Origin of the sequence: Novosphingobium mathurense (assembly GCF_900168325.1) — a bacterium.
Taxonomy (GTDB): Bacteria; Pseudomonadota; Alphaproteobacteria; order Sphingomonadales; family Sphingomonadaceae; genus Novosphingobium; species Novosphingobium mathurense.
This window is the reverse complement of record NZ_FVZE01000001.1, coordinates 755,413-769,841: the sequence shown is the minus strand read 5'-3', so window position 1 is coordinate 769,841 and position 14,429 is coordinate 755,413. Positions and strand designations below refer to the sequence as shown.

15 protein-coding genes are annotated in these 14,429 nt (G+C 64.1%); 9 read left to right on the top strand and 6 right to left on the bottom strand.

Going from position 1 to position 14,429, the window contains the following annotated elements:
* Positions 1–18 precede the first annotated feature (18 nt).
* The 4 genes from rph to B5483_RS03720 all read left to right on the top strand — a co-directional run bounded on the left by rph (position 19) and on the right by B5483_RS03720 (position 3,514).
* Positions 19–735, top strand: a complete 717-nt coding sequence (rph, locus tag B5483_RS03735; protein WP_054944842.1) for a ribonuclease PH — start codon at positions 19–21, stop codon at positions 733–735.
* A gap of 80 nt (positions 736–815) precedes the next feature.
* Positions 816–1,445, top strand: coding sequence for an RdgB/HAM1 family non-canonical purine NTP pyrophosphatase (gene rdgB, locus B5483_RS03730; RefSeq protein WP_079729488.1), 630 nt, complete (start codon positions 816–818; stop codon positions 1,443–1,445).
* 9 nt (positions 1,446–1,454) lie between these two features.
* Positions 1,455–2,606, top strand: a complete 1,152-nt coding sequence (hemW, locus tag B5483_RS03725) for a radical SAM family heme chaperone HemW (protein WP_079729487.1) — start codon at positions 1,455–1,457, stop codon at positions 2,604–2,606.
* A complete protein-coding gene (locus B5483_RS03720; RefSeq protein WP_079729486.1) occupies positions 2,603–3,514 on the top strand; it encodes a tyrosine recombinase XerC in 912 nt (303 codons plus the stop codon). Before hemW ends, B5483_RS03720 begins: the two co-directional genes overlap by 4 nt.
* Positions 3,515–3,573: 59 nt before the next feature.
* Here B5483_RS03720 and B5483_RS03715 read toward each other — a convergent pair whose 3' ends face one another.
* From B5483_RS03715 to rsmI, 4 genes are all read right to left on the bottom strand, one after another.
* A complete protein-coding gene (locus B5483_RS03715; RefSeq protein ID WP_079729485.1) occupies positions 3,574–4,197 on the bottom strand; it encodes a DedA family protein in 624 nt (207 codons plus the stop codon).
* A 42-nt stretch (positions 4,198–4,239) separates the two neighbouring features.
* Positions 4,240–5,226 carry a glutathione synthase gene (gene gshB, locus B5483_RS03710; RefSeq protein ID WP_079729484.1) on the bottom strand — a complete coding sequence of 329 codons (987 nt, stop codon included), beginning with the start codon at positions 5,224–5,226 and terminating at the stop codon, positions 4,240–4,242.
* Between the two features lie 93 nt (positions 5,227–5,319).
* Positions 5,320–5,679, bottom strand: a complete 360-nt coding sequence (locus B5483_RS03705) for a YraN family protein (protein ID WP_054944848.1) — start codon at positions 5,677–5,679, stop codon at positions 5,320–5,322.
* Positions 5,680–5,689: 10 nt separating this feature from the next.
* Entirely contained in the window at positions 5,690–6,517 is an 828-nt protein-coding gene (rsmI, locus tag B5483_RS03700) for a 16S rRNA (cytidine(1402)-2'-O)-methyltransferase (RefSeq protein ID WP_054944867.1), read from the bottom strand.
* A 40-nt stretch (positions 6,518–6,557) separates the two neighbouring features.
* Between rsmI and B5483_RS03695 the strand changes: the two genes are divergently transcribed.
* On the top strand, positions 6,558–7,715 hold the full coding sequence (locus B5483_RS03695; protein WP_054944849.1) for a penicillin-binding protein activator: 1,158 nt from the start codon (positions 6,558–6,560) through the stop codon (positions 7,713–7,715).
* 57 nt (positions 7,716–7,772) lie between these two features.
* Positions 7,773–9,779, top strand: coding sequence for a DNA topoisomerase IV subunit B (parE, locus tag B5483_RS03690; protein WP_079729483.1), 2,007 nt, complete (start codon positions 7,773–7,775; stop codon positions 9,777–9,779).
* 19 nt (positions 9,780–9,798) lie between these two features.
* Here parE and B5483_RS03685 read toward each other — a convergent pair whose 3' ends face one another.
* Both B5483_RS03685 and B5483_RS03680 read right to left on the bottom strand, forming a co-directional pair.
* Positions 9,799–10,539: an NYN domain-containing protein gene (locus B5483_RS03685; protein WP_054944851.1), complete on the bottom strand. Its 741-nt coding sequence runs from the start codon at positions 10,537–10,539 to the stop codon at positions 9,799–9,801.
* Positions 10,540–10,576: 37 nt separating this feature from the next.
* Positions 10,577–11,791 carry a glycosyltransferase family 87 protein gene (locus B5483_RS03680; protein WP_079729482.1) on the bottom strand — a complete coding sequence of 405 codons (1,215 nt, stop codon included), beginning with the start codon at positions 11,789–11,791 and terminating at the stop codon, positions 10,577–10,579.
* Between the two features lie 142 nt (positions 11,792–11,933).
* On the opposite strand from B5483_RS03680, the gene B5483_RS03675 reads away from it, so the two are divergent.
* From B5483_RS03675 to B5483_RS03665, 3 genes are read left to right on the top strand one after another with little or no spacing between them, the layout of a single operon-like run.
* On the top strand, positions 11,934–12,779 hold the full coding sequence (locus tag B5483_RS03675) for an AAA family ATPase (protein ID WP_054944853.1): 846 nt from the start codon (positions 11,934–11,936) through the stop codon (positions 12,777–12,779).
* A 1-nt stretch (position 12,780) separates the two neighbouring features.
* A complete protein-coding gene (locus tag B5483_RS03670) occupies positions 12,781–13,206 on the top strand; it encodes a GFA family protein (RefSeq protein WP_054944854.1) in 426 nt (141 codons plus the stop codon).
* A 5-nt stretch (positions 13,207–13,211) separates the two neighbouring features.
* A complete protein-coding gene (locus B5483_RS03665) occupies positions 13,212–14,393 on the top strand; it encodes a vWA domain-containing protein (RefSeq protein ID WP_054944855.1) in 1,182 nt (393 codons plus the stop codon).
* The last annotated feature ends 36 nt before the right edge of the window (positions 14,394–14,429 follow it).

The following is a 14,429-nucleotide window of genomic DNA, read 5'->3' as shown; positions in this document are numbered from 1 at the left end:
TAGCTACGAGGACAGTACATGCGACCTTCCGGCCGTGCGCCCGACGAAATGCGCGCTATCGACATCCAGACCGGTTTCACCAAGCACGCCGAAGGCTCGGTGCTGATCTCCTTCGGCGATACCCGCGTGCTCGTCACCGCTTCGGTCGAGGAAAGGGTTCCCCCGTTCCTGCGCGGCAAGGGCGAAGGCTGGGTCACAGCCGAGTACTCGATGCTCCCGCGCGCCACCCATACCCGCGGCTCGCGCGAAGCGGCCAAGGGCAAGCAGTCGGGCCGCACGCAGGAAATCCAGCGCCTGATCGGACGCAGCCTGCGCTCGGTCGTCGACATGAAGAAGCTGGGCGAACGCCAGATCGTGCTCGACTGCGACGTCCTGCAGGCCGACGGCGGCACCCGCACCGCCGCGATCTCGGGTGCATGGGTTGCCCTGCGCCTTGCCGTCGACAAGCTCATGGCTGACGGCAAGATCGCGGAAGACCCGATCGAAGCGCGCGTTGCCGCGATTTCCTGCGGCATCTGCGAAGGCACGCCGGTTCTCGACCTCGACTACATCGAGGACAGCTCGGCCGGTGCCGATGCCAACTTCGTACTGATCGAAGGCGGCAAGATCGCCGAAGCCCAGGCTACAGCGGAAGGCGCGACTTATGACGAGGAAGGCCTGCTGCGCCTCCTGCGTCTGGCCCGCATCGGCTGTGAACGCATTTTCGCGGCACAGGCCAAGGCCGTCGGGCGCTAAGCCTTCGTTTCGATTGAACGCCATCCCTGCCTTCCCCGGGCGGGGATGGCGGAAAGACAAGATGCCGACAGGACAGCGACATGACCCGGAAACTCGACAGCAAACGCCTCGTGATTGCCACGCACAATGCAGGCAAGCTGAAGGAAATCGGCGCGCTGCTGGCGCCTTTCGGCATGGAATGCCTTTCGGCGGGCCAGCTCGGCCTGCCCGAGCCGGCAGAAACCGGAAAGACCTTCGTCGAGAACGCGCTGATCAAGGCGCAGGCCGCGGCGCAGGCATCGCAGATCCCGGCCCTGGCCGATGACAGCGGACTTTCGGTGACAGCGCTGGGCGGACGCCCCGGCGTCTATACCGCCGACTGGGCCGAACGTCAGTGGTTCGAAGGCGAGCCCGGGCGCGACTGGTACATGGCGATGGGCAAGGTCGAAGGCCTGCTGTGCGAACAAGGCCCGGAGGCCGACCGTTCCTGCTGGTTCAGCTGCGTCCTCGCCATTGCCTGGCCCGACGGTGACAGCGCGGTCTACGAAGGCCGCGTGAACGGCACTTTCTCCTGGCCGCCGCGTGGAACGATGGGCTTCGGCTACGACCCGGTCTTCGTGCCGAACGGCCGCGACGTCACCTTCGCCCAGCTCGACCCGGAGGAAAAGCACAATATCAGCCACCGCGCGGATGCCTTCGCCAAGCTGGTCGCGGAGCAGTTCGGGGGCTAACATCGGCTGATGGCCCGCGCGCTCTACATCCATTGGCCGTTCTGCCTCGCAAAATGCCCTTATTGCGACTTCAACAGCCATGTCCGCGAACGCGTCGACCACCAGCACTGGCAGGACGCGCTGCTCGCCGACATGCGCCACGAGCATGCGCTGGCGGGCGGAGAAAAGCTCGAATCGATCTTTTTCGGCGGCGGCACGCCTTCGCTCATGCCACCGGCACTGGTCGCAAGGCTCCTTGAAGAAGCCGAACGCCTCTGGGGCTTCGCTCAAGGCATCGAGATCACGCTGGAAGGCAATCCGTCCTCTGTCGAGGCGGCGAACTATGCGGCGCTGGCTGCTGCCGGAGTGAACCGGGTTTCGCTCGGGCTGCAGGCGCTAGACGATAGGACCCTGCGCTTCCTTGGCCGTCTTCACGATGCCCGCGAAGGGCTCGATGCCCTCGACGTCGCGCAACGACATTTCGAAAGGGTGTCGTTCGACCTCATCTATGCCCGGCCGGGCCAGAGTGTCGAGCAGTGGCAGGCCGAACTGGCGCGCGCCCTGTCCTTCGGCACCGGCCACCTCTCGCTTTACCAGCTGACCATCGAGCCCGGTACGCGCTTTGCCACGATGGTGCGCCAGCACGCGTTCGAGCCGCTCGACGAGGACGCCTGCGCCGACATGTTCGCACTGACCCGCGAGATGACCGCTGGCGCTGGATTGCCCGCGTACGAGATCAGCAACCACGCCCGCCCCGGCGATGAAAGCCGCCACAACCTTACCTACTGGCGTTACGGCGACTATTGCGGGGTCGGCCCCGGCGCGCACGGACGGCGTGGCGGCATGGCGACCGTGCGCCATCGCAAGCCGGAAAACTGGCTTACGGCGATGGCCGAACAGGGGCATGGCACCAGCGAGGAACGTCCGCTCGAACTCAGGGAACAGGCTTCCGAAGCCATGCTGATGGGCCTGCGGCTGCGCGAAGGGGTCGATCTTGACGTCATGGCGTCACGCTTTGCCCTCGCCCACGAAGCACTGTGCAATGCGGACAAGGCGGCCTTCTACGAAAGGCAGGGCCTCGTCTGGCGCGAAGGTTCGCGACTTGGCGTGGCCGAAAGCGGGATGCCTCTGCTCGATGCCTTGCTCGGCGAACTGGTACCGGAGGAACTCGTCGAACCGTGACGGCCAAGGCGGACCTTCTCGAAGCCTGGGGTACCCATCTCGCACAGGGACGCAGGCGCAGTCCCCACACTGTGCGCGCCTATGTTGCCACCGCTTCGCGCTTGCTCGACACCCTTGGCGAAACCGACTGGCCGCAACTGGCCAGCCTCGATGCGGCGGCCCTGCGCCGTCAGTTGGCGTCGCGGCGACAAGAAGGGATCGGCAATGTTTCGGCGGCGCGTGAACTTTCGGCGCTCAAGGCCTTCCTGATCTTCGCCCGCGAGAAGGCCGGCATGACCGATGCGATGCCACCGCGCCTGCGCGGGCCACGTATCAAGAAGGGCATTCCGCGCCCGGTTACGCCCGACGAAGCGGTCAATCTTGCCGTGGCTGTCGATGAAGACGCACGGGAAGCGTGGATCGGCGCGCGCGACCGGGCCGTCCTGCTGCTGCTGTACGGAGCAGGGATGCGCATTGCAGAGGCGCTATCCCTCCCGTCTTCGGCCCTTCCTCTCTCCGACACCCTGGTAGTTACCGGAAAGGGCGGAAAGCAAAGGGTCGTACCCCTGCTCCCGATCATCCGCGATGCAGTGGACGACTATGTGGCCAAGTGCCCTTGGCCAGTCGCGCACGAGAACCACCGGAAGGATCCCCTGTTCCGCGGAGCGAAGGGCGGCCCCCTGTCGCAGGGCATGGTACAGAAGGCGGTAGCCCGCGCCCGTGTCAGCCTTGGATTGCCGTCGAGCGCAACGCCGCACGCATTGCGCCACAGTTTCGCGACGCACCTGCTGGGAGCCGGGGCGGACCTGCGTTCGCTGCAGGAACTGCTGGGCCATGCCAGCCTCGGCTCGACCCAGATCTATACGAAAGTCGATGCGGCGACCCTGCTCGACGTCTATCGCAATGCCCATCCACGCGAGCGGGATTGATCGGCCAGGCTCCCGAATGCCCCCCGAAAGACCTTTCCTTTTCGCGGAAAGGGCTCGCCTCACCTTTTCGAAACGCTGTCCTTTGGCGCGGTCGGCGTCCAGCGGGCAACGCGCCAGACGTACCAGGCAAGCATCGCCACACCGAGCGCCAGCGTTCCCCAGCTGATCCATTCCCCCGCCTGCTCGAAACGATGCCCGAGCCACCGCCCACCCATGAGCAGAAGCGTGTTCCATACCGCCGCGCCAGCCGCCGTGTAGAGCAGGAACGGCACGTGCCCCATGTGCGACAGGCCGGCGGGGATCGAAATCATCGTGCGGAACATCGGCATGAACCGCGTCACGAAGACGATCCAGTGCCCATGGCGCCGAAAGAAGCGACCGGCGCGCTCGACATCGTGCCATTCCATGGTGAGCCAGCGTCCCCAGCGCTCGACGACAGGGTGGAGGCGTTCGTACCCGAGCCGGTCGGCGGCGAGAAAAAGCATGTAATTGCCCAACGTGCAGCCCAGCGTGCCCGCAGCCAGCACCGGCAGGAACGCCATAGTCCCGCGCGCCAGCGCGATCCCGGCGACACCCATAATGAGTTCCGACGGGATCGGAGGCACGAGGTTCTCGATCATCATGAGCAGGGCAATGCCCCAATAGCCACCGCCTTCGATCAGGTGGATCACCCAGTCATCCATGCCTGATTCCCTGACAGCCCCGCCCGCTCGCGCCGCGAGCGATCACATCGCGGCGTGACGCGCCTCGATGGCGTCCCAGATGAGGGCCGCCGTGTCGGTGCCGTTGAAACGGTCGATGGCAACGATGCCGGTCGGCGATGTCACGTTGATCTCGGTAAGCCATTTTCCGCCAATCACGTCGATGCCGACGAAAACCAGCCCGCGCGCCTTCAGTTCCGGTCCTAGCGCCGCGCAGATTTCTTCTTCCGCCGAAGTGAGTTCGGTCGCTTCGGCAGAGCCGCCCACCGCCAGGTTGGAGCGGAACTCGCCCTCCCCGGGCTTGCGGTTGATCGCGCCGGCAAACTTGCCATCGACAAGGACGATGCGCTTGTCGCCTTCCGAGACGTCAGGCAGGAACGGCTGGACCATGAACGGCTCGACCCAGGCATTCTGGAACATCTCGACAAGGGCACCGAGGTTGCTGCCATCGGCGGGCACACGGAACACCGCCTTGCCGCCATTGCCGTGCAGCGGCTTGATGACAAGATCGCCGCCAAGACCGGCAGCTACCTGCCGCTGCTGGAACAGGCGCACGTCCTCGATCCGGCGAGCGATGAAAGTCGGCGGCATGAAACGCGCATAGTCCAGCACGAAGACCTTCTCAGGTGCGTTGCGCACCGAAGCCGGATCGTTGACGACCAGAGTGAGGCCCTCGAGCCGCTCGAGCAGGTGCGTGGCCGTGATGTAGCCCAGGTCGAACGGCGGATCCTGTCGCATCAGCACGACATCGATATCCGCGACGAGATCGATCAGGCGGTACTCTCCGAGCGTATAATGCGCACCTTGGACCCGCTGCACCGTCACCGGCGCCCCCCAACAGGTCAGTCGTCCGGCGGCACCTTCGGATGTATCGTAGGCCAGCGTGCGCACATCGTAATGATAGAGCGTGTGACCGCGGTCCTGCGCGGAGAGCATCAGGGCGAAAGAGGAGTCGCCCGCAATGTTGATGCTTTCGATCGGGTCCATCTGAACGGCGATGCGTAACGTCATGGAAAATCGGGTCCTTGGGTTGCTGCCGTGGTCCGCTTAGTCCCAAATTTGCCGGCGTGCGACCTGTTTCCGGTTCCACGCCGCAAATCAGAGCTACCGCCCCGGTTGCCAGGCATTGACTATCCGGCGCGGCCACGTGCGCGGCGCCATGAGCAGGACATCGATGCGGATATCGTCGCCGACCCGGGCAAAACGCGGCGCCAGCGCTTCGGCACTTGCCGCCACGCGGCGCAGGCGATGCGCGTCGATCGCGCTGTCCAGATCCTGTGCCCGCGCACGCCACTTCACCTCAACGAAGCACAGGACGCGGCCCCGCCTCACTACCAGATCGACTTCGCCGCGAGGCGTCCTGACGCGGCTCGCCAAGACCCGCCAGCCCGATAGCCGCAAATACCAGGCAGCCAGCGTTTCACTAAGCCGACCGCGCTGCTCGGCCCGGGCCCTGCGGTTCATCGGGTCGCGGTCACTTGAGTTCGAGGGCCCGCGCATAGAGCGCCTTGCGATCCATGCCCGTGGCCTTGGCGACCCTGGCCGCGGCCTGCGAAGCCTTGGACTCGGCCAATTCAGCCAGCAACAGCGCGTCGACGTCGACATCGCCGAGCGGCTCATCAGTAGGAGGAGCGACCATCAGCACGATCTCTCCCTTGGGCGGATGCGCCGCATAATGCGCAATGATTTCTTCAGGGGAGCCGGTCCGGCATTCCTCGAATTTCTTGGTCAGCTCGCGCGCCACGGCAACTTCGCGCCCTGGCAAGGTCGCTGCTATGGCCTGCAGCGAGGCTTCGAGCCGCGGTGCGGTCTCGTAGAAGATTAGGGTGGCGGGAACGCAGGACAATTCCTGCAGCACACTCTCGCGCGCCTTGACCTTGTTCGGCAGAAACCCGGCGAAAAGAAAACGGTCGTTGGCTAGGCCCGACAGGGTCATGCCGACAATGGCCGCATTGGGGCCCGGCAGGCTGGTTACGGCGATGCCACGCTCTCGTGCGGTGCGCACGAGACGATAGCCCGGGTCGGAAATCAGCGGCGTTCCCGCATCGCTGACAAGCGCCACCGGCTCGGCCTCCATCAGGCTCAGAAGCCGCTCGCGATCCCCCTCCCCGGCATGGTCGTCATAGCGGATCATGCGCTTCTTTATTCCAAGATGATGCAGTAATTTACCCGTTACGCGGGTATCCTCGCAGGCGACGGCACCGACTCCCTGCAATACCTCGATTGCACGGAGCGTTATGTCGCTCAGGTTGCCAATGGGGGTTGCCACTATATAGAGGCCCGGCGAAAGACTGTGTTCCATCGCGAGACTCATGGCCCAAGGACTACGGGAGCGGCAAGCAATGTTCGACAAACGCCTGAATAGGCGCAATCTTCTCGCCGCGGCAGCGATGGCGGGGCTGAGCGCCTGCAGCATCGTTCCCAAGACCACCGCGCCCACCCCGACGCCGACGGCTGCGCCCAGCGAAAGCGTGATTCAGGAGGACACCGATCGCCACCGGATCGCCCTGCTCGTCCCGATCTCGGGGCCCAACGGCGCCGTCGGCCAGTCGATCGCCAACGCCGCCAACATGGCGCTGCTCGATACAAATGCCGGCAACCTGCGGGTAACCACCTACGACACGGCGAGCAATCCGGGCGAAGCCGCCAAGCGCGCCGTCGCCGACGGCAACCGGTTGATTCTCGGCCCACTGCTCTCGGACAACATCCCGGCTGTCGCGAATTTCGCGCGTCCCGCCAAGGTGCCAATGATCTCGTTCTCGAATGACGAGGAAGCCGCCTCCAAGGACGTCTTCGTTATGGGCAACCTGCCGGGCCAGTCGGTCGCACGCACAGTGCGCTATGCCAGTTCGCGCGGCATCACGAGCTATGCCGCGTTGATCCCGCGCGGCGAATATGGCGACCGCGCCAGCAGCGCGCTGCTTGCCGCCGTGCGCGACACTGGCGGCGCAGTGGTCGCGATGGAGCCCTATGACCGGACTGCCGCCTCGATCTCCTCGGCTGCCCAGCGCATCCAGGCCAAGGACGGATACGGCGCACTTTTGATTGCCGATGGCGGCAACATGTCGGCCCGCGCGGCAACGCAGTTCCGGACCGGCGGCGGCAAGGCCCAGGTCCGCATCCTCGGCACAGAACTGTGGAGCGGCGAACGCGCCGTCTCAACCACGCCCGCCCTTGCCGGCGCATGGTTCGCCACCGTTTCCGACCAGCGCTTCGGCCAGTTCTCCAAGAGCTACCGCACCCGTTTCGGCAGCCAGCCTGCCCGCATCGCCACGCTTGGCTACGATGCAGTCCTGCTTACCCTGCGCGTTGCGCGCGACTGGAAGGTGGGCAAGCCCTTCCCGACTTCGCAGATGCTCGAGAGCGGCGGCTTCCTCGGCCTTGACGGTCCGTTCCGCTTTACCCGCGGCGGCACCATCGAGCGCGCTCTGGAAGTGCGCGAGATCGAAAAGGGCGGCGTCAAGGTCGTCAGCCCCGCGCCCACGCATTTCGGCGACTGAGGATAAGAACACGGCCGTGCTTGATCGGGGATTTCTCTGTCCCGTATAGGATCGAGCATGGCCGATGACCTCTTCGACAAGCTGCCGTCTGCGGGCGGAGAATCCTACGATGGTTCCGCAATCGAAGTTCTGGAGGGTCTCGAACCCGTCCGGCGACGCCCCGGCATGTATATCGGCGGCACCGATGAACGTGCACTCCACCACCTCGCGGCCGAAGTCCTCGACAACGCGATGGACGAGGCCGTCGCCGGTCACGCCAACCGCATCGAAGTCATGCTGGAGGAAGAGCCGGGAACGGCCGGGCGCCTGACGATCACCGACAACGGCCGCGGCATCCCGGTCGACGAACACCCCAAGTATCCGGGAAAGTCGGCGCTTGAGGTCATTCTCTCGACCCTGCACTCGGGCGGCAAGTTCTCCGGCAAGGCCTATGCCACGTCCGGCGGTCTGCACGGTGTCGGCATCTCGGTGGTCAACGCCCTTTCGGTAAAGACCCGCGTCGAAGTGGCCCGCAACAAGGAACTGTTCGCGCAGGAATTCTCGCGCGGTGAAACCTTGGGGCCACTCCAGAAGGTGGGCGCCGCGCCCAACCGCCGCGGCACCTCCGTGACTTTCACCCCGGATACCGAGATCTTCGGCGACCAGAAGTTCAAGCCGAACCGGCTGTTCAAGCTGGTGCGTTCCAAGGCTTACCTTTTCGCCGGGGTAGAGATCCGCTGGAAATGCTCGCCCTCGCTCGCCAGCGAGGACGTTCCGGCCGAAGCCACGTTCCAGTTCCCCGGCGGCCTCGCCGATCACCTCGCCGAGCAGATCGGCAGCCGCGAATGCGTCACCGCGCAGTTCTTCTCGGGCTCGCAGGAATTTCCGGAGAACGACCAGGGGCTCGAACAGGGCCGCGTCGAATGGGCAATCGCCTGGCCGCTCTATTCCGACGGCGCCTATTCCTGGTACTGCAACACGATCCCGACACCCGACGGCGGCACCCACGAACAGGGCCTGCGCGCCGCGCTGACCAAGGGCATCCGCGCATTCGGCGAACTTGTCGGCCAGAAGAAGGCCAAGGACATCACCCCTGACGACATCGTGGTCGGTTCGGAAACGATGCTCTCGGTCTTCATCCGCGATCCCCAGTTCCAGAGCCAGACCAAGGACCGGCTCACCAGCCCGGAAGCCGCCCGACTCGTCGAGAATGCGATCCGCGACCATTTCGACCACTTCCTCTCGGACAACCTCGATCGCGGCAAGGCCCTGCTCGGCGCGGTCATGGAGCGCATGGACGATCGCCTGCGCCGCAAGGCCGAGCGCGACGTCAAGCGCAAGACGGCAACCAACGCCAAGAAGCTGCGCCTGCCCGGCAAGCTCACCGACTGTTCCGGCGAAGGCGACGGCGAAACCGAGCTGTTCATCGTCGAGGGCGATTCGGCCGGCGGTTCGGCCAAGCAGGCACGCAACCGCAAGACGCAGGCGATCCTGCCGATCCGCGGCAAGATCCTCAACGTTGCCAGCGCCACTTCGGACAAGATCCGCGGCAACCAGGAAATCGCCGATCTCAACCTCGCTCTCGGCTGCGGGTCGCGCAAGGACTGCAACGCGGATAACCTGCGTTACGACCGCATCATCATCATGACCGACGCAGACGTCGATGGCGCGCACATCGCAACGCTGCTGATGACGTTCTTCTTCCAGGAAATGCCGGACATCGTGAAGCGCGGCCACCTCTATCTCGCGCAGCCGCCGCTCTATCGCCTGACCTCCGGTTCAACCTCGGCCTATGCCCGTGACGATGCCCACCGCGCGGAACTCGAAGCCACGAAGTTCAAGGGCAAGAAGGTCGAAGTCGGCCGGTTCAAGGGCCTGGGCGAAATGAACCCGCAGCAGCTGCGCGAGACGACGATGAGCCCGGAAACCCGCTCGCTCATCCGCATCACCCTGCCGCCCGAGTATGAAGACCGGGCCGCGGTGAAGGACCTCGTCGACCGCCTGATGGGCCGCAACCCCGAACACCGCTTCCAGTTCATCCAGAACCGCGCCGGCGAAATCGACCGCGACCTAATCGACGCCTGATCCTCGAACGGGCTCGGCTCTAGCGCACCCGTTTGACGAACAGCCCGCTTTCGCGCTTTTCGGTCGTGAAATTGGGCAGGGATTGCACCAGTTCGGACAGGCGGGAAAAGCCGTAGCTGCGCGCATCGAAGGATGAGCGGTTGGCGACGCGCTGACCGACTTCGGAGAGACTGGCGAAACCATCGTCATCGCGCTTGCTGGCCCTCCACGCGTCGCCCAGAAGCTTGACCAGTTCCTTGTCAACTTCGGGCTTGGCCGCCGTTTCGCCCTGCTCGGCGCGTTGGTCGTCCTCGACCATGGCATCGAGGTCGATGAACCGGGTGCAGGCTTCGCGGAATGCTTCCGGTGTGCGGGCGGATCCAAAGCCGTAGACCGGGGTCCCGTTCTGCCGAATGCGGATGGCGAGCGGCATGAAGTCGCTGTCGCTCGACATGATGCCGAAACCATCGACATGTCCGCCATACAGCAGGTCCATGGCGTCGATGGTCATCTTCATGTCGGTCGCGTTCTTGCCCTTGGTCAGGTCGAACTGCTGCTGCGGTTCGAGCGCATGGCGATGGACCAGCTGCGACCAGCCCTTGAGCGCGGTCTTGCTCCAGTTCCCATAGACGCGCCGGACATTGACCGTCCCGAGATCGCCGAGGATCGTCAGTGCAGCATCGAGCGTTGCCGGCGATGCGTTGTCGGCATCAATGAGCAAGGCGATGTTGCGGTTCTGACGTTGCTTGCGGTCAGCCAATTGCGGCTCCTCTCGGTTCATGACTCAGATTCCTGCATAACCCAAAACGCCGGGAGGGCTAGGGTTGCACGGCAGCCGGCCCGTCCCGCCGAACTACCATGTGAAACCGGCGAAACAGCACCCAGAACAGGAAAATCAGAATCGGCGGCATGATCGGCACGCCGATTTGAAGGCCGATGGGCCGCGCGAAGACCGGCGCGATGAAGGCAAGTGCAATGGCCAGCTTCTCCCAATCGCGAAAGCCATGAGCAAGCCCCCGGCTCGTCAGCCAGAGCAAGGGAAAGGCGAGCAGGACCATGTCGTAATCGAGGACGAAGGGGGTCACCAACGGTGCGGCTGCGAGCATGAGCGCACCCAGCGCGGGCGAATAGGTTCTTGCCCATGCGGCCCGGATCAGGAACGTGATAATGACAAGGCTCACCGCCGCTTGCGCCGCATAGGCCAAGCCGGTCGGGAACCCGATCAGCCGCGCCCCTGCAAAGACGCTCATCATCTTGCCGAAGCCCACAGTGCCATCGACCATGGCCGCCTGCGCCCTCTCGCTCGCGGCGTACCAGCCCGCAAACGCCTCGGCTCCGAATGCCAGTGCGGCCAGCAGGGCCAGGGCGATCGCCGTGACGGCGGCCGACGCGATCACTTTCCACTCACGGGTCAGCAGCAGGACCAGAGGTATGAGGACACCGAACTGCGGCTTGATGGTGGCCAAGCCGAAAAGGACACCGGCCAGTATCGGCCTGCCCGGCACCAGCAGGGCGGCCAGTCCCAGCAGCGCGGCCAGGACGAAGGATGTTTGCCCATGCGTGATGACGATGGGAACGGCAGGGAAAGCAAGGACCGGAAGCCGGAGCGGAAAATCGAACCGCAAGGCGCTCTGCCAACGACGCACCGCGAAGATGTAGAGTGCGCCCGATGTCAGCAGCCAGCAGGTCAGAGCGGGAAAATAGGAAAGATAGCCCAGGGGCCAGCAGAATGGCAAAAACGTGGGTGGATAGAAGAAGGCCGTATAACCGCCTGACGAAGCGAAGAATTCGCGCTGCGCGGCAATGTGGGCCGCACCGTCGTACACGTTGCCATGAACCTGCAGCATGTGTCCCACGGTCCAGAAGCTGACGAAGTCGCTGCCCAGCAGGAACCCGTTTGCATCGACACCGCCATTCGATGTGGCGACGAGGAGCACCAGAAACGCAACATTCAGAAATGCGATGATCCGCAGGTAGGCTACGACCCTGTCGCGGCCCAACCATTCCATTTTGCGCAGAAAATCAGCCCCCATGGGCAAACTTGTGCAATGGGCCGGCAGCGATGTCCATGCCCCGCGCGCGGATTGCACCGATTGCCGGACAGGAATGATGCTTGCCATGCTGCGACGCACCAAATAGGCTTTAATCGACCATTTAAAATTTCGGGAAGTTTCGATGCAGCGTTTTGAAGGCACCAGCAGTTATGTCGCCACCGATGACCTGAAGGTCGCGGTGAACGCAGCCGTGCTCCTGCGCCGTCCGCTCCTCGTCAAGGGTGAGCCTGGTACCGGCAAGACCGTGCTGGCCGAGCAGATCGCAGCTGCGCTCGATGCTCCGCTGATCACCTGGAACGTCAAGTCGACGACCAAGGCGCATCAGGGCCTCTACGAGTACGATGCGGTCGCCCGCCTGCGCGACGGCCAGTTGGGCGACGAACGCGTCCACGACATCCGCAACTACATCCGCAAGGGCAAGCTTTGGGAAGCGTTCACGTCCGACAAGCTGCCGGTCCTGCTGATCGACGAGATCGACAAGGCCGACATCGAGTTCCCGAACGACCTTCTCGCCGAACTCGATCGCATGGCCTTCGACGTCTATGAGACCGGCGAGCACATCGCGGCGCAGGACCGCCCGATCGTCGTGATCACTTCGAACAATGAAAAGGACCTGCCCGACGCGTTCCTGCGCCGGTGTTTCTTCCACTACATCAAGTTTCCGGACCGCGAGACGATGCAAGCGATCGTCGATGTCCATTTCCCCGACATCCAGAAGACTCTCGTCACCAAGGCGATGGAAATCTTCTACGAACTGCGCGACGTGCCCGGCCTGAAGAAGAAGCCCTCCACAAGCGAACTGCTCGACTGGCTCAAGCTCCTGCTCAACGAGGACATGCCCCTCGACGTCCTGCAAAATCAGGACCCGAGCAAGGCGATCCCGCCGCTCCATGGCGCGCTGCTCAAGAACGAGCAGGACGTAATGCTGTTCGAACGCCTTGCGTTCATGTCACGCAGGGGAGCCTGAGATGGGAGCGCCCTATACCGGTCGTTGCAACTGCGGCGCCATCACCGCGACGATCAGCAGTGAACCGCTCTGGGTTCGCCAATGCTGGTGTCGCCAGTGCCAGAAGTCGGCCGCGGGCAGCGCGACAACCAATGCCCTGTTCATGACCGACGACATTGCCATCGACGGAGAACTCTCGTGGTTCGGGTACACTTCCGCCAGCGGGAACAGCATCGAACAGGGCTTTTGCGGCAAGTGCGGCACGGCGATCACGGGGCGCAACTCTTCGCGTCCCAAGGCCAGCGTGATTCGCGTCGGCTTCCTCGAGGAAAGCGACGGGCTCGCCCCGACCTCGGCGATCTGGCTTGACGATGCGCCCGCATGGGCGGTGATCGATCCCAGGCTCGAACAGTTCCCGCGCCAGCCACCGGTTCCGCCGAAGAGCTGATTGCCATGCTGCTGAACTTCATCGACGAGCTGCGGGCAGCTGGGATCCCGGCATCGCTCAAGGAGCATCTCGTCCTGCTGGAGGCGCTCGACCGCGATGCGATCGAGCAGACGCCCGAAGCGTTCTACTACCTCAGCCGCGCGACTTTCGTGAAGGACGAAGGCCTGCTCGATCGCTTCGACCAGGTGTTCCAGAAGGTCTTCAAGGGGGTGTTCACCGACTACGGCCAGCAACCCGTCGAGGTGCCTGAAGAGTGGCTCAAGCGCATCGCCGAAAGGTACTTCTCTGCCGAGGAGATGGAAAAGATCAAGTCGCTCGGCTCGTGGGACGAGATCATGGAGACGCTCAAGAAGCGGCTCGAGGAGCAGAAAGAACGTCACCAGGGCGGCAGCAAGTGGATCGGCACGGGCGGAACCTCGCCATTCGGCCATTCCGGCTACAACCCGGAAGGAATCCGCATCGGCGGGGAAAGCCGCAACAAGCGCGCGATCAAGGTCTGGGAAAAGCGCGAGTTCGCCAATCTCGACAACACCAGGGAGCTTGGCACGCGCAACATCAAGGTAGCGCTGCGCCGCCTGCGCCGCTTTGCCCGTGAAGGTGCCGCCGAGGAACTCGATCTCGAAGAAACGATCCGCGGCACCGCCAAGCAGGGCTGGCTCGACCTGCACATGCGGCCCGAGCGGCACAATGCGGTCAAGGTCCTGTTGTTCCTCGACGTCGGCGGTTCGATGGACCCGTTCATCAAGCTGATGGAAGAGCTGTTCAGCGCGGCGACCAGCGAATTCAAGAACATGGAGTTCTTCTACTTTCACAATTGCCTTTACGAAGGCGTATGGAAGGACAACCGCCGTCGCTGGTCGCAGCGTACGCCGACCTGGGACATCCTTCACAAGTACGGACACGACTACAAGGTCATCTTCGTCGGCGACGCGGCGATGAGCCCTTACGAGATCAGCCACCCCGGCGGCTCGGTCGAGCACATGAACGAAGAACCGGGCAGCGTCTGGCTGCAGCGGGTGGTGCAGACCTATCCCGCGACGGTCTGGCTCAATCCCTCGCCGGAACGGCAGTGGGGCTATTCGGGCAGCACCCGCATGATCCGCGAGATTCTCGGAGACGCAATGTTCCCGATGACGCTCGAAGGACTGGATGCCGCGATGCGCGAACTGTCCCGCAAGAAGAGCTGATCCGGGCGACCGCCCCGTCGGCATCGCCGGGGAAGA

Excerpts from the sequence above, each read along its gene's own strand:
- rph (WP_054944842.1), top strand. The coding sequence starts at position 19 with ATGCGACCTTCCGGCCGTGCGCCCGACGAAATGCGCGCTATCGACATC.
- rdgB (WP_079729488.1), top strand. The coding sequence starts at position 816 with ATGACCCGGAAACTCGACAGCAAACGCCTCGTGATTGCCACGCACAAT.
- hemW (WP_079729487.1), top strand. The coding sequence starts at position 1,455 with ATGGCCCGCGCGCTCTACATCCATTGGCCGTTCTGCCTCGCAAAATGC.
- B5483_RS03715 (WP_079729485.1), bottom strand. The coding sequence starts at position 4,197 with ATGGATGACTGGGTGATCCACCTGATCGAAGGCGGTGGCTATTGGGGC.
- gshB (WP_079729484.1), bottom strand. The coding sequence starts at position 5,226 with ATGACGTTACGCATCGCCGTTCAGATGGACCCGATCGAAAGCATCAAC.
- B5483_RS03705 (WP_054944848.1), bottom strand. The coding sequence starts at position 5,679 with ATGAACCGCAGGGCCCGGGCCGAGCAGCGCGGTCGGCTTAGTGAAACG.
- rsmI (WP_054944867.1), bottom strand. The coding sequence starts at position 6,517 with ATGGAACACAGTCTTTCGCCGGGCCTCTATATAGTGGCAACCCCCATT.
- B5483_RS03695 (WP_054944849.1), top strand. The coding sequence starts at position 6,558 with ATGTTCGACAAACGCCTGAATAGGCGCAATCTTCTCGCCGCGGCAGCG.
- parE (WP_079729483.1), top strand. The coding sequence starts at position 7,773 with ATGGCCGATGACCTCTTCGACAAGCTGCCGTCTGCGGGCGGAGAATCC.
- B5483_RS03685 (WP_054944851.1), bottom strand. The coding sequence starts at position 10,539 with ATGAACCGAGAGGAGCCGCAATTGGCTGACCGCAAGCAACGTCAGAAC.
- B5483_RS03680 (WP_079729482.1), bottom strand. The coding sequence starts at position 11,791 with ATGGGGGCTGATTTTCTGCGCAAAATGGAATGGTTGGGCCGCGACAGG.
- B5483_RS03675 (WP_054944853.1), top strand. The coding sequence starts at position 11,934 with ATGCAGCGTTTTGAAGGCACCAGCAGTTATGTCGCCACCGATGACCTG.
- B5483_RS03670 (WP_054944854.1), top strand. The coding sequence starts at position 12,781 with ATGGGAGCGCCCTATACCGGTCGTTGCAACTGCGGCGCCATCACCGCG.
- B5483_RS03665 (WP_054944855.1), top strand. The coding sequence starts at position 13,212 with ATGCTGCTGAACTTCATCGACGAGCTGCGGGCAGCTGGGATCCCGGCA.